The organism is Microbacterium shimangi (assembly GCF_043556445.1).
Lineage (GTDB): Bacteria > Actinomycetota > Actinomycetes > Actinomycetales > Microbacteriaceae > Microbacterium.
Map to the genome: position 1 here is coordinate 179,988 of NZ_JBIGII010000004.1, position 22,894 is coordinate 202,881.

General features: G+C 69.6%; 19 protein-coding genes. 14 read left to right on the plus strand and 5 right to left on the minus strand.

Translation table 11 applies throughout. The features are described from left to right. Nucleotides 1-27 precede the first annotated feature (27 nt). Nucleotides 28-1,482: an ABC transporter permease gene (locus tag ACFXQA_RS07720; RefSeq protein ID WP_394519239.1), complete on the plus strand. Its 1,455-nt coding sequence runs from the start codon at nt 28-30 to the stop codon at nt 1,480-1,482. Nucleotides 1,483-1,523: 41 nt separating this feature from the next. Continuing rightward, the gene (locus ACFXQA_RS07725) at nt 1,524-2,252 is read left to right on the plus strand and encodes an ABC transporter ATP-binding protein (RefSeq protein ID WP_394519240.1); all 729 of its coding nucleotides are present in this window, start codon (nt 1,524-1,526) and stop codon (nt 2,250-2,252) included. A 96-nt stretch (nt 2,253-2,348) separates the two neighbouring features. Here ACFXQA_RS07725 and gndA read toward each other — a convergent pair whose 3' ends face one another. Both gndA and ACFXQA_RS07735 read right to left on the minus strand, forming a co-directional pair. After that, nucleotides 2,349-3,764, minus strand: a complete 1,416-nt coding sequence (gndA, locus tag ACFXQA_RS07730) for an NADP-dependent phosphogluconate dehydrogenase (RefSeq protein ID WP_394520211.1) — start codon at nt 3,762-3,764, stop codon at nt 2,349-2,351. A 279-nt stretch (nt 3,765-4,043) separates the two neighbouring features. Next, the gene (locus ACFXQA_RS07735; protein ID WP_394519241.1) at nt 4,044-4,751 is read right to left on the minus strand and encodes a FadR/GntR family transcriptional regulator; all 708 of its coding nucleotides are present in this window, start codon (nt 4,749-4,751) and stop codon (nt 4,044-4,046) included. Nucleotides 4,752-4,901: 150 nt separating this feature from the next. On the opposite strand from ACFXQA_RS07735, the gene ACFXQA_RS07740 reads away from it, so the two are divergent. From ACFXQA_RS07740 to ACFXQA_RS07755, 4 genes are read left to right on the plus strand one after another with little or no spacing between them, the layout of a single operon-like run. Continuing rightward, nucleotides 4,902-6,293 carry a GntP family permease gene (locus ACFXQA_RS07740; protein WP_394519242.1) on the plus strand — a complete coding sequence of 464 codons (1,392 nt, stop codon included), beginning with the start codon at nt 4,902-4,904 and terminating at the stop codon, nt 6,291-6,293. 14 nt (nt 6,294-6,307) lie between these two features. After that, on the plus strand, nt 6,308-7,075 hold the full coding sequence (locus ACFXQA_RS07745; protein ID WP_394519243.1) for an SDR family oxidoreductase: 768 nt from the start codon (nt 6,308-6,310) through the stop codon (nt 7,073-7,075). Between the two features lie 35 nt (nt 7,076-7,110). Continuing rightward, nucleotides 7,111-8,127, plus strand: coding sequence for an L-idonate 5-dehydrogenase (locus ACFXQA_RS07750; protein ID WP_394519244.1), 1,017 nt, complete (start codon nt 7,111-7,113; stop codon nt 8,125-8,127). Nucleotides 8,128-8,144: 17 nt separating this feature from the next. After that, nucleotides 8,145-9,683: a gluconokinase gene (locus ACFXQA_RS07755; protein ID WP_394519245.1), complete on the plus strand. Its 1,539-nt coding sequence runs from the start codon at nt 8,145-8,147 to the stop codon at nt 9,681-9,683. A 10-nt stretch (nt 9,684-9,693) separates the two neighbouring features. Here the strand turns inward: ACFXQA_RS07755 and ACFXQA_RS07760 are convergent, their stop codons facing one another. After that, on the minus strand, nt 9,694-9,816 hold the full coding sequence (locus tag ACFXQA_RS07760; RefSeq protein ID WP_394519246.1) for a hypothetical protein: 123 nt from the start codon (nt 9,814-9,816) through the stop codon (nt 9,694-9,696). A gap of 248 nt (nt 9,817-10,064) precedes the next feature. Between ACFXQA_RS07760 and ACFXQA_RS07765 the strand changes: the two genes are divergently transcribed. Both ACFXQA_RS07765 and pth read left to right on the plus strand, forming a co-directional pair. After that, the gene (locus tag ACFXQA_RS07765; protein WP_394519247.1) at nt 10,065-10,697 is read left to right on the plus strand and encodes a 50S ribosomal protein L25/general stress protein Ctc; all 633 of its coding nucleotides are present in this window, start codon (nt 10,065-10,067) and stop codon (nt 10,695-10,697) included. A gap of 104 nt (nt 10,698-10,801) precedes the next feature. Beyond that, nucleotides 10,802-11,386 carry an aminoacyl-tRNA hydrolase gene (pth, locus tag ACFXQA_RS07770; protein ID WP_394519248.1) on the plus strand — a complete coding sequence of 195 codons (585 nt, stop codon included), beginning with the start codon at nt 10,802-10,804 and terminating at the stop codon, nt 11,384-11,386. Between the two features lie 94 nt (nt 11,387-11,480). Here pth and ACFXQA_RS07775 read toward each other — a convergent pair whose 3' ends face one another. After that, nucleotides 11,481-12,029 carry a hypothetical protein gene (locus tag ACFXQA_RS07775; RefSeq protein WP_394519249.1) on the minus strand — a complete coding sequence of 183 codons (549 nt, stop codon included), beginning with the start codon at nt 12,027-12,029 and terminating at the stop codon, nt 11,481-11,483. Between the two features lie 198 nt (nt 12,030-12,227). Between ACFXQA_RS07775 and mfd the strand changes: the two genes are divergently transcribed. Then, the gene (gene mfd, locus ACFXQA_RS07780; RefSeq protein WP_394519250.1) at nt 12,228-15,824 is read left to right on the plus strand and encodes a transcription-repair coupling factor; all 3,597 of its coding nucleotides are present in this window, start codon (nt 12,228-12,230) and stop codon (nt 15,822-15,824) included. A 161-nt stretch (nt 15,825-15,985) separates the two neighbouring features. Here mfd and ACFXQA_RS07785 read toward each other — a convergent pair whose 3' ends face one another. Continuing rightward, nucleotides 15,986-18,655, minus strand: coding sequence for a phosphoenolpyruvate carboxylase (locus ACFXQA_RS07785; RefSeq protein ID WP_394519251.1), 2,670 nt, complete (start codon nt 18,653-18,655; stop codon nt 15,986-15,988). 137 nt (nt 18,656-18,792) lie between these two features. Between ACFXQA_RS07785 and nhaA the strand changes: the two genes are divergently transcribed. The 5 genes from nhaA to ACFXQA_RS07810 all read left to right on the plus strand — a co-directional run bounded on the left by nhaA (nt 18,793) and on the right by ACFXQA_RS07810 (nt 22,823). Then, a complete protein-coding gene (gene nhaA / locus ACFXQA_RS07790) occupies nt 18,793-19,947 on the plus strand; it encodes a Na+/H+ antiporter NhaA (RefSeq protein WP_394519252.1) in 1,155 nt (384 codons plus the stop codon). Next, complete coding sequence (locus ACFXQA_RS07795; RefSeq protein WP_394519253.1) at nt 19,944-20,645, plus strand: MazG family protein; 702 nt, start codon at nt 19,944-19,946, stop codon at nt 20,643-20,645. Before nhaA ends, ACFXQA_RS07795 begins: the two co-directional genes overlap by 4 nt. A gap of 81 nt (nt 20,646-20,726) precedes the next feature. After that, nucleotides 20,727-21,983 carry a histidine--tRNA ligase gene (gene hisS, locus ACFXQA_RS07800; protein WP_394520212.1) on the plus strand — a complete coding sequence of 419 codons (1,257 nt, stop codon included), beginning with the start codon at nt 20,727-20,729 and terminating at the stop codon, nt 21,981-21,983. A gap of 49 nt (nt 21,984-22,032) precedes the next feature. Beyond that, nucleotides 22,033-22,284, plus strand: a complete 252-nt coding sequence (locus tag ACFXQA_RS07805; protein ID WP_394519254.1) for a hypothetical protein — start codon at nt 22,033-22,035, stop codon at nt 22,282-22,284. Continuing rightward, nucleotides 22,281-22,823 (plus strand): hypothetical protein, encoded by a 543-nt coding sequence (locus ACFXQA_RS07810; RefSeq protein WP_394519255.1) that lies wholly within the window; start codon nt 22,281-22,283, stop codon nt 22,821-22,823. Before ACFXQA_RS07805 ends, ACFXQA_RS07810 begins: the two co-directional genes overlap by 4 nt. The last annotated feature ends 71 nt before the right edge of the window (nt 22,824-22,894 follow it).

The window sequence follows — 22,894 nt, forward strand, 5'->3', positions numbered from 1 at the left end:
CGGCATCCGGGCGCCGGAAGGAGATTCATGTACTGGACGTACTTGCGCCGCGAACTCGCGGGCCGAAAGAAACATACGATCATCGTCGCCGCAGGGCTCGCCATCGCGATCGCCCTCGTCATCGTCGTCAACTCGCTGTCGGCGGGCGTTCGCGACGCTCAGACGCAGGCGCTCGCGTCGGTCTACGGCGTCGGAACCGACTTGACCGTGACCGGCGCCGCGGTGGAGCCCGGGGCGGGGCGGGGCGGGCAGCAGTTCGAATTCGACGAGGGAGCGGGCGAGACCGCCGACGGCACGACCAGCCTCAGCCAGTCGCGATTGATGACCGACATGATGCGCGGCACCCTCGACGCAGCGACCGTCGACAGCGTTGCCGAGCTCGACGGGGTGGCCGCAGCATCCGGCGCCCTCGCGTTGACGAACACCACCTTCTCGGGCGAGATGCCCGACCGGTCCGATATCGCCGAGGGCGGTGCCGCCCCCGGTGGCGGCACCGGACAGCCGCCCGCCGGTGGGCCCGACGGTGCGGGAGGAAGCGCGTTCGGCGTCGAGTCGTTCAGCGTGCTCGGCGTCGACCCGGCGACGGCGGCAGTGGGACCCCTCTCTGCGGTGACGGTCACCGAAGGGCGGGGGTTGGATGACGGCGACGCGGGCGCCGACGTCGCCGTGCTCGACAGCGGTTACGCGTCGACCAATGAACTCGCCGTCGGCGGCACGGTCGAGGTCGCCGGAACGGCCATGGAGATCGTCGGTATCGTCGCCTCGACCTCATCCGACGCCGACACCGCCGCGAACGTCTACCTCCCGCTCGACGTCGCCCAGGCGCTCGCCGGGGTCGACGACGTCGTCTCCACCGTCTACGTGCAGGCGTCCTCCGCCGAGGGCATCACCACCGTGCAGACCGAGATCGAGGCGGCCGTGCCGGATGCGACGGTCAGCTCCCAGTCCGACCTCGCCTCGACCGTGTCGGGCTCGCTGTCGAGTGCCTCGGCGCTGGTCGCGAACCTCGGCACCTGGCTGTCGGTTCTCGTGCTGCTCGTCGCGCTGGCGCTCGCGGTGCTGTTCACGATCTCGGGTGTTTCGCGCCGTACCCGTGAATTCGGCACGCTCAAGGCCATCGGCTGGTCGAACCGACGGGTCGTCGGCCAGGTGGCGGGCGAGTCGCTCGTACAGGGGCTCATCGGCGGGGTTGCGGGTCTGGCTATCGGGCTCGCCGGCATCGCCGTCATCAACATCATCGGCCCGACGATCTCGTCGGCTCCGACGACGACCGGCGGGCCGGGCGAGGGAATGGCCCGTGGGGGCCCGTTCGGTCAGGCCGCGACGCAAGCGGCCGACGTCGTGCTGAGCGCTCCGATCACGATCGGAGTCGTGGTGGCCGCCGTGGGGCTGGCCATCGGCGGCGGACTCGTCGCCGGCGCGTTCGGCGGCTGGCGCGCGGCGCGCCTCAGCCCGGCAGAAGCACTGAGGTCGGTGGCATGAGCACCGGCGGAACGTTCGAGACGACTGGAAGAGAGAACAGCATGACCATCACCCAAGCCGGCAACCCCCTGCTCGACATCGACGAGCGTTCGCCCCTGTACCGCCTCAAGGGGGTCACCCGCACCTATCGGCAGCGCGATCGCGTCGTCACAGCGCTCGCGGGCATCGACATCGAGATCGAGCAGGGCGACTTCGTCACCATCCAGGGGCCGACGGGCGGCGGCAAGTCGACGCTGTTGCAGCTGCTCGGCGCGCTCGATCGGCCGTCGGCCGGCTCGGTCCGCCTGGGCGAGGTCGACGTCGCCACGGCCTCGAATGCGGAGGTCGGACGCCTGCGGGCATCCGAGATCGGATTCGTCTTCCAGGGGTTCAACCTCATTCCGACGCTGACGGCCGCGGAGAACGTCGACATGGGACTCGAGCCGCTGGGCCTCACGCGCGACGAGCGCAGAACGCGTGTGGCGGAGGCGCTGGGCCAGGTGGGTCTCTCGGACCGTGCCGACCATCGGCCGGGGGAGCTGTCGGGAGGGCAGCAGCAGCGCGTCGCGATCGCGCGGGCGGTGGCGAAGCATCCGCGCGTCCTGCTGGCCGACGAGCCCACCGGAAACCTCGACGAGGGCATGCGCGATGAGATCCTCGCGGTGCTCGAAGCGCTCAACGATCAGGGACTCACGCTCATCGTGGTGACGCACGATTCTGCGGTCGCCGCCCGTGCCCGGCGGCGCCTGCGTCTCGAGCGCGGTCGCGTCGCCGACATCACGCGTCGCTGAACACCCGTGAACCGCGAGACTTCTTCCGACGGACGAGACCGTGGGTACCACCCGCAGCCTCGTCCGCGAGGTGAAGTCTCGCGGTTCACGGTGAGGTCAGTGCGTGTCTTCGGCCTCGATCTCGGTGCGGTCGCCCGACCACAGCGTGTGGAAGGTGCCCGGCTTGTCGATGCGCTTGTAGGTGTGCGCTCCGAAGAAGTCGCGCTGGCCCTGGATCAACGCGGCGGGCAGACGCTCGGCGCGGAGACCGTCGTAGTAGGCCAGCGACGACGAGAACGCCGGGGCCGGGATGCCGACGCGTGCCGACGTCGCGACCACGTCGCGCCACGCCGACTGGGCCCGCTCGAGGGCTTCGACGAAGTACGGGGCGGTGAGGAGCACCGGCAGATCGGGGGTCTCGGCGTAAGCCTCGGTGATGCGGTTGAGGAACTGCGCGCGGATGATGCAGCCACCCCGCCAGATGCCGGCGATCGCACCGAGGTCGATCTGCCAGTCGTACTCGGAGGCACCGGCGCGGATCTCGTCGAATCCCTGCGAATACGCGACGATCTTCGATGCCCAGAGGGCCAGACGGATCTTCTCGATGAACTCGTCGGCGTCGTCGACCACCCACTCCGCGTCGCCATCGCCCGAAGGGCCGGGCAGGCCCCCCGAGATCTCACGCTGCTCGGCGTGCGACGAGAGCGAGCGGGCGAAGGTCGCCTCCGCGATGCCCGAGACGGGCACGCCGAGCGAGAGGGCGGTCTGCACCGTCCACGCTCCGGTGCCCTTCGCGCCGGCCTGGTCGACGATGACGTCGACGAGCGGGCGTCCGGTCCCCGCATCCGTCTGGCGCAGCACTTCGGCGGTGATCTCGATGAGGTACGACTCCAACTCGCCGCGGTTCCATTCGGCGAACACGTCGGCGATCTCGGCCGGCGACTTGCCGGTACCGCGGCGGATCAGGTCGTAGGCCTCGGCGATGAGCTGCATGTCGGCGTACTCGATGCCGTTGTGCACCATCTTCACGAAGTGTCCGGCGCCGTCGTGGCCCACGTGGGTGACACACGGTTCACCCTCGGCGACCGCGGCGATGGACTTCAGGATCGGGCCGAGGGTGATCCACGACTCGTCGGAACCACCCGGCATGATCGATGGACCGAGCAGTGCGCCCTCCTCGCCACCGGAGACGCCCATGCCGACGAAGTTGATGCCGGTCTCGCGAACGGCCTTCTCACGGCGGATCGTGTCGGTGAACAGCGCGTTGCCGCCGTCGACGATGATGTCGCCCGGCTCGAACACGCGGACGAGTTCGTCGATCACCGCGTCGGTGGGCCGACCGGCCTTCACCATGATGATCGCGGCGCGCGGCTTCTGGAGCGACGCGGCGAACTCCTCGTACGAGAAGGCCGGGGTGAATCCGGCCTCGGGGTGCGCTTCGACGAGGTGGGTGGTCTTGTCGGAGCTGCGGTTGTACACCGCGACCGTGTTGCCCTCGCGGCTGGCGAGGTTGCGGGCGAGGTTCGAACCCATGACCGCGAGCCCGACGACGCCGATGTTGGCGGGGCCATCGGTGGCGGGAGCGTCGACTCCGGCTTCGCCGACGGGGCGGGTGACGTCTTCTGCGCCGGGCGCCGATTCGTGGTCAGGGCCGGAATCGGGCCCGTCGGCGGGATCCTGCGAAAGGTGCATCTGGGCGGACGGATTGTCAGAAGACACGCGAACTCCTTGAGGTCTCGGAACTCCTTCAGGGTATCGGGATAGCAGCGGGCGGGTCCGCAGCGAGGTCGGCTGCGAACGTCGATCAGCGTCTCAGGAGTCCAAGACCTCGCCGGCGACGAGCGCGAGATGGTGTCGGGCCTCCCGCTCGGCGGTCTCGGCATCGCCGGCGAAGATGGCGGTCGCCGTCGCGACATGGGCCTCCAGCGTGCCGGCCCGCGGGACTGCGGGGGTGAGGCCGTGCGATGCCCGCCCGCGGAGGATCTCGGAGATGGGCCCGGTCATCTGCGCCAGCAGGGCGTTGCCGCTCGCCGCGAGGAGGAGCGAGTGATAGGCGATGTCGGCGGCGAGGTACTCGTCGGAATCGCCGCCGCCGAGGCTGCCGAGGTCGTTCAGCGTGTTCGCCCAGCGCAAGAGGTCGGCGCGCTCGGTCGCACTCGCGCGCTGGGCGGTGAGCCGGGCGGCGACAGGCTCGACCGCGGCGCGGAGGTCCATGAGCTCGATCAGCTGCTCTCGGCGTCGCGGCCCGTCGAGCGTCCACTGGATGACCGAGGCGTTGAGGTTGTCCCACTCGGAGCGGGGCTGCACGGTGATCCCGACGCGACGTCGAGCACGCACGAGCCCGTGCGTCTCGAGCACGCGGATCGCTTCACGGACGACTGTTCGCGACGTGCCGAACTCCTCTTCGAGCCCGGCCAGGGTGAGGACCGTGCCGCTCGGGAGCGTGCGACCCGTGATGCGACGACCCAGTTCTCCGACGACGCGGCTGTGCGAGCCCTCGCGCACCATTCCGGTCATCATGCCCCCTGCTTGCAAAAGTACTACCTTTCTGTCACCCTGGCAGTGGCTTCCGGGGAAGCACACCGCTGAGGCGGTCCCACCCTAGTCAGCCTTGGCCGCGGCGACGGAGACTCACTCCGACCGACCGCTCGAATTCAATGGAGAATGCCCATGGAAGAGTGGACTCAAACACTCGGCGCGATACCGCTACTGCTCATCGCAGCGGGAGCGATCGCCCTCATCCTGTTCCTCGTCATCGTCGTCAAGCTGCACGCCTTCCTGGTGCTGGTGCTGGTGTCGCTGCTCACCGCGGTCGCCACCGGTATTCCCACCGGGGAGATCTCGGGAGTGCTGGTCAGCGGATTCGGGGGCACGCTCGGATCGGTGGCGCTCCTGGTCGGGCTCGGAGCGATGCTCGGCAGTCTCGTCGAATCCAGCGGTGGCGCACGCGTGCTGGCAGAGAAGATGGTCGACGTCTTCGGCGAGAAGCGCGCCGCCTTCGCCCTCGGTATCGCCTCGCTCATCATCGGCTTCCCGATGTTCTTCGACGCGGGCCTCATCGTGATGCTCCCCGTCGTCTTCGCCGTGGCGCGTCGCGTCGGCGGTAACAACCTCCTGCTCTACGGCATCTCGTCGGCCGCGGCGTTCTCGGTGATGCACGTCTTCCTGCCGCCGCACCCGGGTCCCGTCACGGCCACGGAGTACTTCGAGGCCAACCTCGGGATCGTGCTTCTCGTCGGCATGCTCGTGGCCTTCCCCACCTGGTACCTCTCGGGGTACCTGTGGGCGAAGCGGGTCAACAAGCGCATCCCCATGCCGGTGCTCGCGCTCTTCGGTCGCCCCGAAGACGACGTGCAGCCGACCAACCCGCCGAAGGCCGGGACGATCATCGGCATCATCGCCGTTCCGATGCTGCTCATCTTCCTCAACACCGGCTTGGACGCCCTCGGCTCCATCGGCGTCGTCGATCCCGAAGCCGTCTGGGTTCAGGCGCTCACCCTCATCGGAACCAGCCCCGTGGCACTCCTCATCGCCGTGCTCGTCGCCCTGGTCGTTCTCGGCCGGGCGCGCGGCGTCGGCGGCAGTGCACTCGAGAAGGTCGTCGAGCGTTCGCTCGGCCCGATCTGCTCGGTGATCCTCATCACCGGCGCCGGCGGCATGTTCGGTGGCGTTCTGCGCTCGTCCGGAATCGGGGACGCGCTGTCGGGAACCCTGAGCGATCTGGGTCTGCCCGTGATCTTCGCGGCGTACGTCATCGCCGTGGTGCTCCGACTCGCCCAGGGTTCGGCCACGGTGGCGCTCGTCACCTCCGCCGGCCTCGTCGCTCCCGCGGTCCTCGCGGGAGGGTTCAACCCGCTCGAGGTCGCCGCCATCACCCTGGCCGCCGCGGCCGGTTCGGTGTTCGCCGGGCACGTCAACGACTCCGGGTTCTGGCTCGTGGGGCGCCTCATGGGAATGGACGTCAAGACGACGCTGCGCACGTGGACCGTTCAGCAGGCGCTGGAGTCGGTCATCGGCTTTGTGCTGGTCCTCATCGTGTACATGATCGCCCAGCTGTTCTGAGAGAGAGGCTGACGATGCCGGACATGTTCGACCTCACCGGGAAGACCGCACTGGTCACCGGCTCCTCCCGCGGCCTCGGCCAGTCGCTCGCCATTGCGCTGGCCGGGGCGGGAGCGCAGCTGATCCTGCACGGACGCGACGAGGCGGCGCTGGCGTCATCGGCCGACCTGGTCGCCGACGCCGGCGGCAGGCGCCCGGCGTCGGTGCGGTTCGACGTGACGAACCCGGAGGAGGTCGAACACTCGATCGCCGCGCTGGTCGACGAGCACGGCGTGCCCGACATCCTCGTCAACAACGCGGGCATTCAGCGTCGCGCGCCCATCGCGGAGTTTCCGGTGGCCGACTGGGATGCCGTGATCGCCTCGAACCTCTCGAGCGTCTTCTACGTCTCGCGTTTCGTCGCGCCGGGCATGATCGAGCGGGGTTCGGGAAAGATCGTCAACATCGCCTCGGTGCAGTCGATGCTGGCACGCCAAACGATCGCGCCCTACTCAGCCAGTAAGGGCGGGGTGGCGCAGTTGACACGGGGCATGGCGGCAGACCTCGCTCGTCACAACATCCAGGTGAACACCCTGTCGCCGGGTTACTTCGCGACCGAGATGAATGCCGCGCTCGTCGACGACCCGGCCTTCACCGCGTGGGTCGAACAGCGCACGCCCGCACAGCGGTGGGGGCGCCCGGAAGAGCTTCGCGGCACCCTCGTCTACCTCGCCTCCGCGGCGAGCGACTTCGTGAGCGGTCAGAACATCTTCGTCGATGGCGGAATGACCTCCGTGGTCTGACCGACGCGACGCCCCCGGCAACGAAAGGAGCGACCATGAAATCGGTCGTCATCAACGGCAAGCTCGACCTGGTCGTCACCGACGTCCCCGTACCGCAGCCCGCCGATGGTCAGGTGCGCGTGCGCGTCGACTACGTCGGCATCTGCGGATCGGATCTGCACTACTATTACGAGGGCGCCAACGGTGCTTTCACGGTCGACGAGCCCCTCGTCCCCGGTCACGAGCTCTCGGGCCGCGTCGACCTCGATCCGAGCGGTCAGTGGGCACCCGGGACCCCGGTCACGGTGCACCCGGCTCGGTTCGGCTCGCCGACGCGCGGCACCGAAGACGAGCCGCATCTCTGGCCCGGCGGGTCGTACCTCGGCAGTGCCTCGACGCATCCGCACACGCAGGGGGCGATGAGCGAGATGCTGATCGTCGACGCGGGCATGATCCGGGTGCTCCCGGCAGATCTCCCGGTGCGTCGCGCCGTGCTAGCCGAGCCGCTGGCGGTCTCGCTGCATGCCGTCGCCCGAGCCGGATCCCTCGTCGGCGCCCGCGTGCTGGTCTCGGGAGCGGGACCGATCGGGCTCCTGACGGCGGCCGCCGCCCGGGCGCACGGTGCGGCGCACGTCACCGTGTCGGACGTCCTTTCCGAGCCTCTCGCCCGCGCCGCGGCCCTCGGCGTGGATGCGGTCGTCCTCGTCAGCGAAGAGCGTCTGGAGGCCGATGCCTACGACGTCGTCTTCGAGTGCTCGGGGGCGGCTCCCGCGATCACCGCCGCTTTCGGAGCGGTGCGGCGCCGCGGCACGGTCGTGCAGGTGGGAATGGTGCCCAACGAGCCGCGTCCGCTGAACATCGCCCCGCTCATCGCCAAAGAGGTGTCGCTCGTCGGCGTGTTCCGGTTCAAGGACGAGATCGACGAGGCGGTGCGCCTCCTCGCCGAGCGGCCCGAGATCGAGGCGGTCATCACGCACGTGCTGCCGCAGGTCGACGCGCTCCGAGCTTTCGAGATCGCGAAAGACTCCTCGGCCAGCGGCAAGGTCGTCGTCGATCTCACGTCGACCCCCTGAGAGGCGAGAATCAGATCATGACGGATGCTGCAGACCTGGTCATCGGCCTGGATCTCGGAACGACGAGCACGAAAGCCGTGGCCTTCGCCGTCGACGGCACCCAGGTCGCCACGGCGTCGCACGGCTATCCGCTGGAGACGCCGCACCCGGGCCACGCGGTGCAGGATCCCGAGTCGATCCTCGCGGCGGCGTACGCCGCCGTCCGGGACGTCGTCGCGGTCGTGGGTGTGGAGCGCGTCGCCGGAATCTCGTTCTCGTCCGCGATGCACAGCCTGCTCGCCCTCGATGCCGCCTACCGGCCGCTGACGCCCGTCGTCACGTGGGGCGACACTCGGGCGGGCGTGCACGCCGAGCGGCTGCGGGCCAGCCCCGGCGGGTTGGAACTCCACCGCCGCACCGGCACGCCGCTGCATCCGATGTCACCGCTGCCGAAGCTGGTGTGGTTTCGCGAGCTCGAGCCCAAACTGCACGAGTCCGCCGCCTTCTGGGTGGGCATCAAAGACTGGGTGATCGTCCGCATGTGCGCGGCGTTGGTCGTCGACCACTCGCTCGCCTCCGCCAGCGGTCTCATGAACATCCACACCCTGAGCTGGGACGACGAGGCGCTCGCGATCGCCGGTGTCTCGGTCGAGCAGCTTCCCGAACTCGTGCCCACCCGCCACGTGCTGAGGGGGCTCACCGACGAGGCATCCGCCGCGATGGGGCTCCCCGCCGACACGGCTGTCGTCGTCGGAGCGGGCGATGGGCCGTTGGCCAATCTCGGTGTGGGAGCTGTCCGCCCCGGGGTCGCCGCCTGCTCGATCGGAACGAGTGGCGCTCTGCGGGTCGGGGTCGACAGGCCCGCCGTCGACCCGCAGGGCGGGGTCTTCTGTTACGCCCTCACCGAAGACCGGTGGGTCGTCGGCGGAGCGATCAACAACGGGGGAGCGACCCTCGACTGGGCGCGCACTCTTCTCGCCCCCGAGCTCGAGATCGGCGACGAGAAAGAACTGCTCGAGCTGGCGGCGCGCGCGCAGCCCGGTTCGGGAGGGCTGATCATGCTCCCGTACCTCCTGAGCGAACGCGCCCCCCACTGGAGTGCATTGCCGAAGGGCGCCTACATCGGCCTGACGCGCGGCCACACCCGCGAGCACCTCATCCGTGCCGCGCTGGAGGGCGTGTGTCTTCAGCTCGCGCTCGTCCTGCAGTCCATGCGGGCCGCGGGGCTCGAGATCACCCAGGTGCGGGCGACCGGGGGAGTGATGAAGAGCGATCTCTGGCGCGATGTTCTCGCGTCGGCGTTCGACATGCGGATCGACTTCGCCGAGGGTCAGGAGGGATCGAGCTTCGGGGCGGCTCTCCTCGGCATGGAGGCGCTCGGCTTGATCGACTCCATCGACGTGGCGGCGGATCTCATCCCGATCGACGACTCAGCTCGCCCCGACCCCACCGCAGCATCCGTGTATCGACAACTGCAGCCCGTCTTCGCATCGCTGTACGACCAACTGGTGCCGACGTTCGCCAGCATGCGTCGTCTTGCGCCGTCGCTTCCGATCGAGCTGCGCGACGAGGAGTGACGCCGTCGTCTCAGTACTTGCGAGAACCCTGCCGGCCCATCGAGAAGAGCGCGGCGACCAGGCCCAGCCCTCCGACGGCGGTGATGCCGCCGACGATCCACAGCATGAGGTGGGAGAAGAAGTTCGCGTCCAAGGGGTCCTCCGGCGGAAATCGGGTGCGTCTTCATCGTAGTGGCGCCGCTGGTAGACTCGATTCTTGAACTTCGGCGAGGGATGCCCTGGTCGCCCGTGAGGGCGGACGCAGCATCCGTGATCGACGCAGTGATGCAGGCTCATGGCTTTCCTCACGCGCTCGCGTTCGAGTCGAATCCAGACCCCAAGACCACTATCACTGGGCAGCATCCGCGAACCGCGGCTCGCATGCCCGCGAGGAGAACAACCATGTCGGAAGACAACAAGGTCATCGCCGAACTGCGCGAGAACTTCGGCAAGGGCTTCGCCCGTCGCCTGCGCGCCGAGGGCAAGATCCCCGCCGTCATCTACGGCCACGGCACCGAGCCCAAGCACGTGTCGCTGCCCGGCCACCAGGTTTCGCTGCTCATCCGCCGCGCGAACGCGCTGCTCGACCTCGACATCGCCGGCACCCCCGAGCTGGCCCTGGTCAAGGACGTGCAGAAGGACCCCGTGCGTCAGATCATCGAGCACATCGACCTCCTCGTGGTGAAGAAGGGTGAGAAGGTCTCGGTCGACGTTCCGATCAACGTCGTCGGCGAGCCCGCCCCCGGCACCATCGCGAACCTCGAAGGCGCCACCGTGCTGCTCGAGGTCGAGGCGACCGACATCCCGCAGAACCTCGAGGTCAGCGTCGAGGGCCTCGAAGACGGCACGCACATCACCGCCGGCGACCTCAAACTGCCCCGCGGTGCCGTGCTGGCCGCCGACCCCGAAGCGCTCATCATCGCCGTCTCGGTGCCGGCTGCGACGCTCGCCGCGGAAGAGGAGATCGCCGAGGCCGACGCCGCCGTTTCTGCGGCACAGGCGATCGAAGCCGAAGCCGCCGAAGAATCCGAGTAATTCACTTCGGGCTCTCGGTCAGTCCGAGAGCGTGAAGGTCGAGGGGGCGCCGAGTGCGCCCCCTCGTTTCGTTTCCGGCGGGGCGTTCATTGCAGGATGTGGGTATGGCAGATACGTGGCTCGTCGTCGGACTCGGCAACCCCGGTTCGCGGTACGAATCGACCCGACACAACGTGGGGCAGATGGTGGTCGACGAACTCGCCGCTCGGCGCAGTGAGTCGTTCCGCGCGCACAAGGCGCAGGCGCGCGTCGCCGAGACCTGGTTGCGGCCGGGGGGTGCGAAGCTCGTGCTCGCGAAGCCCAACAGCTTCATGAACGTCTCGGGCGGCCCCGTCTCGGCGCTCGCGAACTTCTACAGCATCGCGCCCGAGCGGGTCGTGGTCGTGCACGACGAACTCGACATCCCCTTCGACACGATCAAGTTGAAGACCGGGGGAGGGCACGGCGGGCACAACGGCGTCCGCGACGTCGCGAAAGCGCTCGACAGCCCCGAGTTCCCCCGGGTGCGCGTCGGAATCGGCAGGCCGCCCGGACGACAGGACGCGGCCGACTGGGTGCTCGACCCGTTCGGAGCTACCGAACGCAAGACGCTGCCGATCCTCGTGGGCGACGCCGCCGACGCGGTCGAGCAGCTCATCTCCGAGGGCCTCGTCGCCGCCCAGCAACGCTTTCACGCCCCGCGCGAATAGCGCTCGCTTCGCGCGAGTCCATCGAGCCGGTCCGTGCGCGCGAACGAAGAAGGCCCCGCCTCCTCAGGAGACGGGGCCTTCTTCGGTGAACGTGTCAGGCCGAGAGGTACGGACCCGCGCCGGCCGTGAAGCCGGCGAACCAGAGGGCGCCGACGATGCCGCCGCCGATCACGGCGAGGATGATCGCGGCGATGCCCCAACCGCGACCACGGTTCTTCACCGCGGCCACGATTCCCTGGATGAAGCCCCAGAGAGCGAGGATGCCGAAGATGCCGAAGCCGACCGCGGTGACGAGGGCTCCCGAGGCCGCTGCCGACTGCGCCTCTGCGGGGAGGGTCTCCGCCTCGACGGTGCCCGTCGTTCCGGTGTACTCCACCAGACCGCCGAGAGTCTGGCCGCCCATGTAGACGACGATGGAGCCGATGATGACGGCCGCGAGAGTGATGATGAGGGCGATGAGCCCGAGCCGGTTAGACGGCTTCGGCTGCGCGGCGGGATCGCTGCCGTACGACGCGCCGGGTGCGGCGGGGTAGGCGCCGGGCGTGTACTGCGGGGCCGGCGGCTGTGCCGAGGCTCCGGGCGCGGGGGGCTGGTAGGCGGGCTGCGAGCCCTGCGGCTCGGGGGCGGGCGGGATGTTGCTCATGGCTTCTCCTGGCTGTCGGCGAGCGGAAGGCAGCCAGGGCGGCTGCGACGGCGCAAGTCTAGGGCGGGCGGTGTTTCCGGGTCGAGAGCCGCGCCGCCCCTCGCGTCACACGCGTTCTCGGGGATATGATCCGGCGCGACGCGGGGGTCGGATGCTGCGCCGAACCCCGATGGGGACGGTGGCGCGTATGCTTCTCCGGTGACAGTTCCCGGGATCGTGCGCGCCCTTGAGCAGGATGAATCGTTCCGGGAGGCGATGGCCGCAGCAGTGGTCGACGCCGACCTCTCGCTGGTGGAGGGCCTGCACGCACCCGCCCTCGCGGGCCTGATCGAGCGCCGGCGCGCCGCGGGCAAGCCCCCGGCCGTGCTCGTCATCGCCCCCACCGGCCGGCGGGCAGACTCGCTCGGCCCGGCACTCGAGGCGCTGATCCCCGGAGCCCAGGTGCTCCACTTCCCCGCGTGGGAGACGCTGCCGCACGAGCGGCTCAGCCCGAGTCCCGAGACGGTGGGCCGCCGGCTCGAGGCGCTCCGCCGCATCGCGGCCTGGGACGGCACGTCACCCCTGATCGTCACGGCCTCGGTCCGTAGCGCCCTGCAGCCCCTCGCCGCCGGTCTCGCCGACGTCGCTCCGATCGAACTGACCGTCGGCGGACGCGGGCACGACCTCGAGGCGGTGTCGGCGCAGCTCGTCGAGCGCGCCTACCACCGCGTCGACATGGTTTCCCGTCGCGGGGAGTTCGCCGTTCGCGGCGGCATCCTCGACGTGTTCCCGCCGGTCGCCGACCACCCGCTCCGCGTCGAGTTCTTCGGCGACGAGGTCGACCAGATCCGGGCGTTCTCGGTCGCCGACCAACGCTCGTTGCCGGGCGACGTCGCATCCGTCTCGCTCGTCCCGAGCCGCGAGCTGCTGCTCACCGCCGAAGTGAGGGCCCGTGCCGCGGAGCTTCGCGACGAGTTGCCCGCGCTCCGCTCGATTCTCGAGAAGATGGCCGAGGGCATCCCCGTCGAGGGGATGGAGTCGCTCACCCCGGCGCTGCTCGATCGCGTCGTGCCGCTCGTCGAGTACCTGCCCCTCGAAGCCGCGGTCGCGCTCGTCGACCCCGAGCGCTCGTTCGCTCGCGCGACGACGCTCGCCGACACCAACCGAGAGTTCCTCGATGCGGCGTGGTCTGCCGCGACGGCGGGAGCCGAGACGCCGATCAGCCTCGGCGCGGGCGACTTCCTCTCACTCGCCACGCTCCGCGACGCAGCGCGCGACCGTGGCGGCGCGTGGTGGTCGCTGTCGGCGTTCGATTCGGGCGCCGCCGACGCGTCGGCCGAACTGAGCGGCACCGAGTACGACGGCCTCGCCGGCGACGGTTCGGTGCGCATCCGCGCCGAGGCGGTGCCGTCTTTCCAGGGCAACATCGACGGTGCGACCGAGCACGTCGGTCAGTTGCTGTCGAGCGGATGGCGCGTGGTCGTCGTGGCGTCGGGCCCCGGTCTCGTCGACAGGGCGCGCGACGTCCTCTCCGAGCGCGGCATCGCCGCCCGCCGCGAAGAAGACCTTCTGGCAGCCCCCGAGCCGGGGGTCGTGCGGCTCGTCTGCGCCGAGCTCGAGCGCGGGTTCGAGATGCCGGCGTCTCTCCTCGCGGTGCTCACCGAGGCGGAGTTCTACGGCCGGACGATCGCGAACGACTCGCGGGTGGTCAAGAAGCTCGCCTCGAAGCGGCGTAACGTCGTCGATCCCCTGCAGCTGAAGACCGGCGACTACGTCGTGCACGCGACCCACGGGATCGGCAAGTTCGTCGAACTCTCGCAACGCGAGGTGTCCAGCGGCGGGCGCAACGCGGTCAAGAGCATCCGCGACTACCTCGTACTGGAATACGCGCCCTCGAAGCGTGGTTTCCCGGGCGACAAGCTGTACGTGCCGACCGACCAGCTCGATCTGCTCTCGCGCTACGTGGGCGGAGAAGCCCCAACCCTGTCGAAGATGGGCGGCAGCGATTGGGCGCAGGCGAAGGGGCGTGCCCGCAAGGCGGTGCGCGACATCGCCGTCGAACTCGTGAAGTTGTATTCGGCACGCATGGCGGCGAAGGGGCACGCGTTCGGACCCGACACCCCCTGGCAGCGCGAGCTCGAAGAGGCTTTCCCGTTCGCCGAGACGCCCGACCAGTTGCAGACGATCGACGAGATCAAGGCCGACATGGAGAAGCCGATCCCGATGGACCGCCTCCTCTCGGGCGACGTCGGCTTCGGCAAGACCGAGGTGGCCGTCCGTGCGGCGTTCAAGGCCATCCAAGACGGCAAGCAGGTCGCGATGCTCGTGCCGACCACGCTCCTGGTGAAGCAGCACACCGAGACGTTCGGCGAACGGTTCGCGGGCTTCCCGGTGAAGGTGCGCGCCCTCTCGCGGTTCCAGTCCGACAAAGAAGCGCGCGAAGTGCTGGCCGGGATCACCGACGGCACCATCGACATGGTGATCGGGACGCACCGCATCCTGACCGAGAAGGTGCAGTTCAAAGACCTCGGACTCATGATCATCGACGAGGAGCAGCGATTCGGCGTCGAGCACAAAGACTCGCTCAAGAAGATGAAGACCAACGTCGACATCCTCGCGATGAGCGCGACGCCCATCCCTCGAACGCTCGAGATGGCGGTCACCGGCATCCGCGAGATGTCGACGCTGCAGACGCCGCCCGAAGACCGGCACCCGATCCTCTCCTATGTCGGTGCGCGCAACCCGAAGCAGATCGCCGCGGCCATCCGGCGCGAGCTGCTGCGCGAGGGGCAGGTCTTCTACGTCCACAACCGGGTGCAGTCGATCCAGAAGGTCGCGGCCGAGCTCGCCGAGCTCGTGCCCGAGGCGCGCATCGCCGTGGCACACGGACAGATGGGCGAGCATCAGCTCGAGCAGGTCGTCGACGACTTCTGGGAACGCCGCGCCGACGTGCTCGTGTCGACGACGATCATCGAGACCGGCCTCGACATCGCCAATGCCAACACGATCATCATCGATCGTGCCGACAAGTACGGGCTGTCGCAGCTGCACCAGCTGCGCGGGCGGGTCGGGCGTGCCCGCGAGCGCGCCTACGCCTACTTCCTCTACGACGACCAGAAACCCCTGTCCGAGACCGCGGCCGACCGGCTCGAGACCATCGCCGTCAACAACGACCTCGGCAGCGGAATGCAGGTCGCGCTGAAAGACCTCGAGCTCCGCGGCGCCGGAAACCTCCTCGGCGGCGAGCAGGCCGGCCACATCGCCGGGGTCGGATTCGACCTGTACCTGCGCATGGTCGGTGAAGCCGTGGCGACCTTCCGAGGCGAAGAGACCGAGGGCCCGTCGGAACTGCGCCTCGAGCTGCCGGTCGATGCGCGCCTCCCCGAGACCTATATCGACAGCGAGCGGTTGAGGCTCGAGGCCTACCAGAAGCTCTCGGCGGCAGCATCCGCCACCGCGAAAGACGACGCGATCGACCTCGTCATCGACGAGATGCGCGACCGCTACGGCGAGCCGCCGGCCGAGGTCGACGGGCTCATCGCCATCGCGCGCCTGCGCCGCCGCGCAGCCCGCGCGGGGCTCGAAGACGTCGTGGCCATGGGCCCCAACCTGCGCGTCGCGCCGGCGCATCTCGCCGACTCGATGAAGGTGCGCCTGCAGCGCCTCTACCCGAAGGCGAAGCTCGTCTCGGGCGGTGACGCCATGGTCGTCCCGCTGCCGACCGACGCCTCGGACGCGAACCTCATCGCCTGGGTGCGGCAACTGCTCGACGCGCTCTTCCCCGAGCCGGCAGCCGTCGAGCCGCAGCCCGCCTGACGCCCGAGCCACACTTCCCCTGTCGCCAGTGGCGCGTTCGACCCGCCGTTTGTGACAGGGGAGCGGGGTTCGCGTGCAGGCGCGACGCTTCCGCTGTCGTGAGTGGCGGCTTCGACTCGCCGTTCGTGACAGGGGAGACGATAGTCGCGGATGCGGTGCGCTCAGCCGGTGTTCTGAAGCCCCGCGGCGACTCCGCTGACCGAGAGCAGCAGGAGGCGCTCCTGTTCCGGGTCGCGCGGTGCCGCGGCATCCGCCGCCCGCAGCGAGCGCAGGGCCCGCAGCTGCAGCAGCGAGAGCGCGTCGACGTAGGGGCTGCGCATCTTCACCGCACGCTGGAGGACCGGCTTGTTGTCGAGCAGCTCTTTGCCCGCGGTGACACGGATGACCCACGAGCGCGTGAGCAACATCTCGCCCATCACGAGCTCGGCGAGGTCGTCGCGGTCGCCGAGGTCGAGGTAGCGCTGCGCGATGCGGGTGTCGGCCTTGGCGAGGCTCATGGCGACGTTGTCGACCATGGTGCGGAACAGCGGCCAGTCTGCGTAGGCCTGACGCAGGCGGTGCTCATCGCCGACCGCCTCGAGCGCCGTGCCGAGGCCGAACCATCCGGCGAGGTTGATGCGGGCCTGTGTCCACGCGAACACCCAGGGGATCGCCCGCAGGTCTTCGAGCGATTCGACCGAGAGTCCGCGGCGCGCCGGCCGTGAACCGAGCGCGAGGTGGCCCAGTTCTTCCATCGGCGTGACCGTCGCGAACCACGGGGCGAAGCCCGGTGCCTTCACCAGGTCGAAGAAGCGCGCGCGCGATGCTTCGTCGAGCGTCGCTGCGACGTCGGCGTAGCGCTCGGCGGCGTCGCGGTTGCGATCCTCGTTCGAGGGCGCCGAGGCCATGAGTACCGCGGCGGCGACCTGATCGATGTGGCGCATGGCGATGGCGGGGTCGCCGTAGCGGGCGAAGATGACTTCGCCCTGCTCGGTGAGCTTGAAACGCCCGTCGACCGAGTGCGGTGGCTGGGCGAGGATCGCGGAGTTCGCCGGCCCGCCGCCGCGCCCGAGGGCGCCGCCGCGGCCGTGGAACAGGGTCAGTTCGATCGCGCTCTCGCGCGCCCACGCCGAGATGAGGGCCTGCGCCTCGTAGAGGGCGAGATTCGCCGCGACCGGGCCGACGTCTTTCGACGAGTCGGAGTAGCCGAGCATGACCTCGAGGCGGCGGTCGGTCGCATCGAGGCGCGCGGCGAACTCGGGGTGGTGCACGACCTCGGCGAGGATCGCGGGAGCTGCCTGCAGATCGGCGAAAGTCTCGAACAGCGGGATGACGTCGAGAACGGGGAGCGTCGCGCCCTCACCCATGGCGTAGCGGGCGAGCGTGTGCACGTTCGCGAGGTCGTCGGCCGACTGCGTGAACGAGACGATGTAGCGACCCGCCGCGCGGGGGCCGAAGCGTTCCTGAACGAAAGCGATCGCACGGAAGACCTCGAGCACCTCTTCGGTCTGCTCGCTGCGCGGGCCGCCGCCCTCGAGCTCGGCGAGCACGGCCCGATGAACGGCGGAGTGCTGGCGCACCTCGAGCTCGGCGAGGTGGAAACCGTAGGTCTCGACCTGCCAGATCATGTGCTGCAGGTGGCCGTACGCCTGACGGGCGGCACCGGCGGCGACGAGCGAGTCCTGCACGGTGCGGAGGTCTGCGAGCAGGTGCTCGGGGTCGCGGTAGGCGAGGTCGGCGTCACGGCTGCGGGTGGCCGCGATCTTGCGGGCGACCAGCAGCAGGATGCGGCGGTGCGGCTCGTTCGGCGAACGCTTGGCGATCTCGGTGGCGGCGTCTTCGTCGGCGGCCCGCAGACGCCGCCACAGCGACACCAGCGCCTCGCTCGGCGGGGTCGTCGTGGCGTCGAGGGTCAGGCCGCGACCGATCCGCAGCGCGGTGCGCTCGAGGCCCAGCAGAATGTGCTCGCTCGCGATCCCCGCGGCCTTTCGCGTCACCTTCGCGGTGACGAAGGGATTGCCGTCCCGGTCGCCGCCGACCCACGAGCCCACGCGCACGAAAGGGCGCACGATCGGCGGGCGGGAACCTGCGTCGGCGCCCTGCAGCGCTTCGTCGACGCGGCGATAGACGTCGGGCACGGCGGTGTAGAGCGTTTCGTCGAAGATCGCCATGACGGCGCGCACCTCGTCGGTGGGCGACGGCTTCTCGGCGCGCAGCGGCGCGGTGCGCCACAGCGTGTCGATCTCTTCGATCATCTTCGGCTCGACGCGAGCCGCGTCGGCGCCATCGCGGATCGCCGCGTCTCGTTCGTCGATGAACTCCGCGAGGCGGCGGATGCTGCTCGAGATCGCGCGGCGACGTGCCTCGGTGGGGTGCGCGGTGAACACGGGGTGGAAGCGGAGTGCCTGCAGACGGTGCAGCGCAGTCTCTTCACCGACCTCGGTCGACAGCTGCGCGAACGCGCCCGCGATGGAGTCGGTGGCCGACCTGCCGGGGCGGCCGTCGCGCTCGCGCAGAGCGCGCACGCGCTGGTGCTCCTCGGCCAGGTTCACGAGGTGGAAGTACGCCGTGAACGCACGGGCGACTTCGTCGGCGCGTTCGATTGTGAACCCGTCGGCGATCGCCGCGGCACGCTCGAAAGCCTCGGGGGTCTCGTCGGTGTAGGCGTGGATCGTCGCCGTTCGCAGGTTCTCGACGTCTTCGTACAGGCCGGGTGAGCCGCTCTCTCGTAGCACTCGGCCGAGGAGCGAGCCGAGCAGGCGCACGTCGGCGCGCATCTGCTCGGGGATCTCTTGGCCCGCTTCGAATCGGCCGACCAGATCGATGGCCTCCGTGTGGGTCAGTTCGCGCATCCCTCCACGCTAGCGCCGCCGGGTGACGCCGTTGACACGGGGGCGCCCGGGTAAACTGTGCGCAGGAGTGCCGGGAAGTCTGGTCGGCTCACCGCGCACACGCCGCGGTGGAAACGTTCGTCGAACGGAAACCCCTCATGAATCTGCTCCGCTCCGCCCGCTTTCCCGCTGTCGTGCTGCTCATCGCGGCGGCCGTGGGCCTCATCGTCGCGAACACCCCGCTCGGGCCGGGGGTCGAGGCCTTCATGGGCCTGCACCTCGGCATCCCCGGGGTCTTCGACCTGTCGATCGATCACTGGATCGCCGACGGACTGCTCGCCGTTTTCTTCTTCGTGGTGGCCGTCGAGCTCAAATACGAACTCACCGCCGGCCAGCTCGACAGTCCGCGCAAGGCCATACAGCCCGCGATCGCCGCCGCGGGCGGCGTGGTCGTGCCGATCGTGATCTATGCCGTCATCACGGGCGGATCGGATGCTGCGCGGGGATGGCCCATTCCCACGGCCACCGACATCGCGTTCGCGCTCGGGGTGCTCGCGGTATTCGGGCGGGGTCTCCCGTCTGCGGTGCGGATCTTCCTCCTCGCACTCGCGATCCTCGACGACGTCGTCGGCATCATCTTCATCGCCGTGCTCTTCACGACCGACGTCGACTTCGGAATGATGATCGCGGGCGCGGTGCTCGTCGGTCTGTTCGGCCTGCTCAGTCGTCTGCTCGGCACCCGTGCGAGAATCCTGGTGCTCATCGCCCTGGTCGTCGTCGGGATCGCCGCCTGGGTCGCCGTCTACCTCTCGGGCGTGCACGCGACGATCGCGGGCGTCGCGCTCGGGCTCATCATGATGCAGCGACCCGCGCTCCGCGTCAGGCACGCCCTCGAACCGTGGGTGAACGCCGTCATTCTGCCGCTGTTCGCCTTCGCCGCCGCGCTCGTGGTCATTCCGGCCGTCGCGCCGAGCGAGTTGTCACCGGCGTTCTGGGGTGTGCTCGTCGCGCTCCCCGTGGGGAAGATCATCGGCATCACTGTCTTCGGTTGGGTCGCCCAGCGGGTGGCCCGCACCGACGCCCCGCCGCTCCCGATCGCCGATCTGGTCGCCGCGGGCGCCCTCGGCGGCATCGGGTTCACGGTGTCGCTGCTGCTTTCCGAACTCGCCTTCGCGACGACTCCGGTGCTGCGCGACCAGGCGACACTCGGGGTTCTCGCGGGATCGGCCGTCTCGGTGGTCTTGGCCGCCGTATTGGTGTCGAGCCGTGCGCGGGCGTACCGCAGCATCCGAGCGAAAGAGAGCGCCGCATGAGCAGTCGAGATCCGCTTCGCGAGGCGGCCGAAACGATGCGTGCCGTCCGCGACCGCTGCGTCTGGTCGCAGGAGATCGATCACCGCGCGCTCGTGCCGTACCTGGTCGAAGAGAGTGCCGAGGTGATCGAGGCGGTCGAGACCGGCGACCGCGCTGAGCTGCGCGAAGAGCTCGGCGATCTGCTCTGGCAGGTGCTGTTCCATGCCGAGATCGCGTCGCGCGACGCCGACGACCCCTTCGACATCGACGACGTGGCGCGCGTGCTGACCGAGAAGATGGTGCGCCGGCACCCCCACGTCTTCGCCGGCGCGACGGCGAACACCCCCGAAGAGGTGCTCGTGCACTGGAACGCGGCGAAAGCCGCCGAGAAGCGCGAGCGCACGAGCGTGCTCGACGGCGTATCCGCCCACATGCCGTCGCTCGCCCTCGCCCAGAAGCTACTCGGTCGCGCCGCCCAGGTCGGAGTCGGTGCCGCGAGAATCGGCGGCGCGCCTGAGACTCCGCGCGACGCGCCGATGCTCGAACGCCCCACAGATTCTCGACCCCGGTCCGAGGCCGACCTCGGCGACGCGCTGCTCGCGCTGGTCGCCGAGGGCCGCGAGCACGGGTGGGACGCCGAGCGCGCCCTGCGCGAACGACTGCGGACGCTGCAGGCCGACGTCCGGGCCGCCGAGGCAGAAGCGCCAGCCGGGCTCTGAGCCCGTCGCTGCGTCCCGGCCGGCCTCCGCGAGCCGACCTGGAACAATGGACCCGTGGCAACCGTGAACCCGCCGCGCGGCATGCGCGACTTCCTCCCCGCCGAGAAGGCCCGTCGCGAGCGTGTGCTCGCCGTCATCCGTGAGCGTTACCACGCGCACGGGTTCGACGAGATCGAGACTCCGGTCATGGAGGAGTACGGGCGACTGCACGCCGGCATCGGTGGCGACAACGAGAAGCTGGCTTTCAACGTGCTCGCCCGGGGGCTCGACGCTGACAAGATCCGTGCGTCGGCCGACGATCCCGCGAGCCTCACCGATCTCGGGCTCCGCTACGACCTCACCGTGCCGCTGGCGCGTTTCTACGCCACTCACCGGGGCGAGCTGCCCGGGGTGTTCCGTGCCGTCCAGATCGCACCGGTCTGGCGGGCCGAGCGCCCGCAGAAGGGCCGCTACCGGCAGTTCGTGCAGTGCGACATCGACGTCATCGGCGACGCGACGGCGCGCGCCGAGGCCGAGCTGATCGCGGCCACCCTCGACACCCTCGACGCGCTGGGTCTCGAGGGCGGCAGCGTGCGCGTGAACGACCGCCGGGTACTCGACTGGATGCTGCAGAGCTTCGGCTTCGACGAGGCCGAGCGCCCCCGCGTGCTGATCACGATCGACAAGCTCGACAAGATCGGGCCCGACGGCGTCGTGCGCGAACTGTCGGAGCGCGGCGCGACGCCGACGGCGGTGGATGCGTTCGGAGAGTTCCTGCGCCGACCCGCCCCCGACACCTCGCCCTTCGGCGACCAGCACATCCGCACCGCCCTTCCCGGCGGCATCCCCGACGAGATCGTCGCGCACCTGGTCGGCATCGGCGACGCCGTAGCCGCCGCGCGGCCGGGGGAGCGCAGCATCCCGGTCGTCTTCGATCCGTTCCTCGTGCGCGGCATGGGCTACTACACCGGCACCATCTTCGAACTCGCGCACCCCCGCGTGGACTACTCGCTCGGCGGCGGCGGTCGCTACGACGGCATGATCGGGCGTTTTCTCGGTCAGGACGTGCCCGCCGTCGGCTTCTCGATCGGCTTCGAGCGGATCGTCGACCTTCTCGAGGGCGATGCGGATGCCGCCGACCGCGCGATCGTCCTGGTCCACGACCGCGACGTCTCGGTCGCCGAACTCGTCGCGCTCAAGGCGGGACTGATCGCCGACGGAGCGCGCGTGCGCCTGGAACAGCGGCCGAAGAACCTGAAGCCCCTCCTCGAACGCGCCGCCGCCGACGGCTACACCGGATTCGCCTTCGTGCGGACGGGCGACGTCGCAGCAAGTCTCGAGGTCAAACCGCTCGCGTGATGTCAACTCCAGGTTGACGGAGCCATGGTGTCAACGTTATGTTGACACCATGGCTCTCTCACCGACACCTCGTCCACGTCTCGCCCCCTTGACGGCGCTCTCGCTTTCGATGGTCGGGGTGGGCGCGGCCCTTCTCCTCGTCGGCACCGTCCTCGACTTCGGCGGCTTCTGGGGCGGCTTCGCCCTCGGCGGCGGGGTCATGTTGGCTGTTGCAGGTGCCTACTTCTCGGGCTACGCGCGAGGGCTGCGTCGGGCGGGTTCCGCCGCCATCTGGCTTCCGAGCTCGAGCGCGAGCGAGTGACAGACCTTTCCGATGCCGTCGCGCGCGCCGTCGTGGAGACCGCCGGGGTAGGCGACGTCGACGATCTCGGCATCGACGACCATCTCGCCCTCGTTGCTGCCAGCGCCCGCGCCGAAGGCGAAGTGCGGGCGCTGCTCCAGCGCTCGGTCGCGGCGGCGCGCGCGGGGGGCGCGAGCTGGGCGCTGATCGGGGCTGAGCTCCGGATGACGCGGCAAGCCGCTCAACAACGATTCGGTGGCGCCGAATACGAGCCATCCGACGTCGCCGGCGAGCGATGGATCGGCCCGGTCACGGCGTTCGACGAGATGGCCGAACTCGCCCTTGCAGGACGAGCCGGGTGGCACACGGTGGAGGCGGGGATGCTGTCGCACCGGGTCGTCAAGACGAACACGCAATGGGAACATCGACGCGTCCTCTGGCGGGCCTCCATAGCGGCCGACGCAGCGAGCGGGTGGGAGGTCGGGTGTCGAGCGTTCCCCTGGATGTACCTCATCCGTGACACCGGGGTCCCGGCTGTCGAACCCCTCGCGGATCTCTGACCCTGATCCCGCGTCTCGCAGCCCGCTGATACGGCGATGTCAGACGCTGTTCACCCGGGCAGTGTCGAATC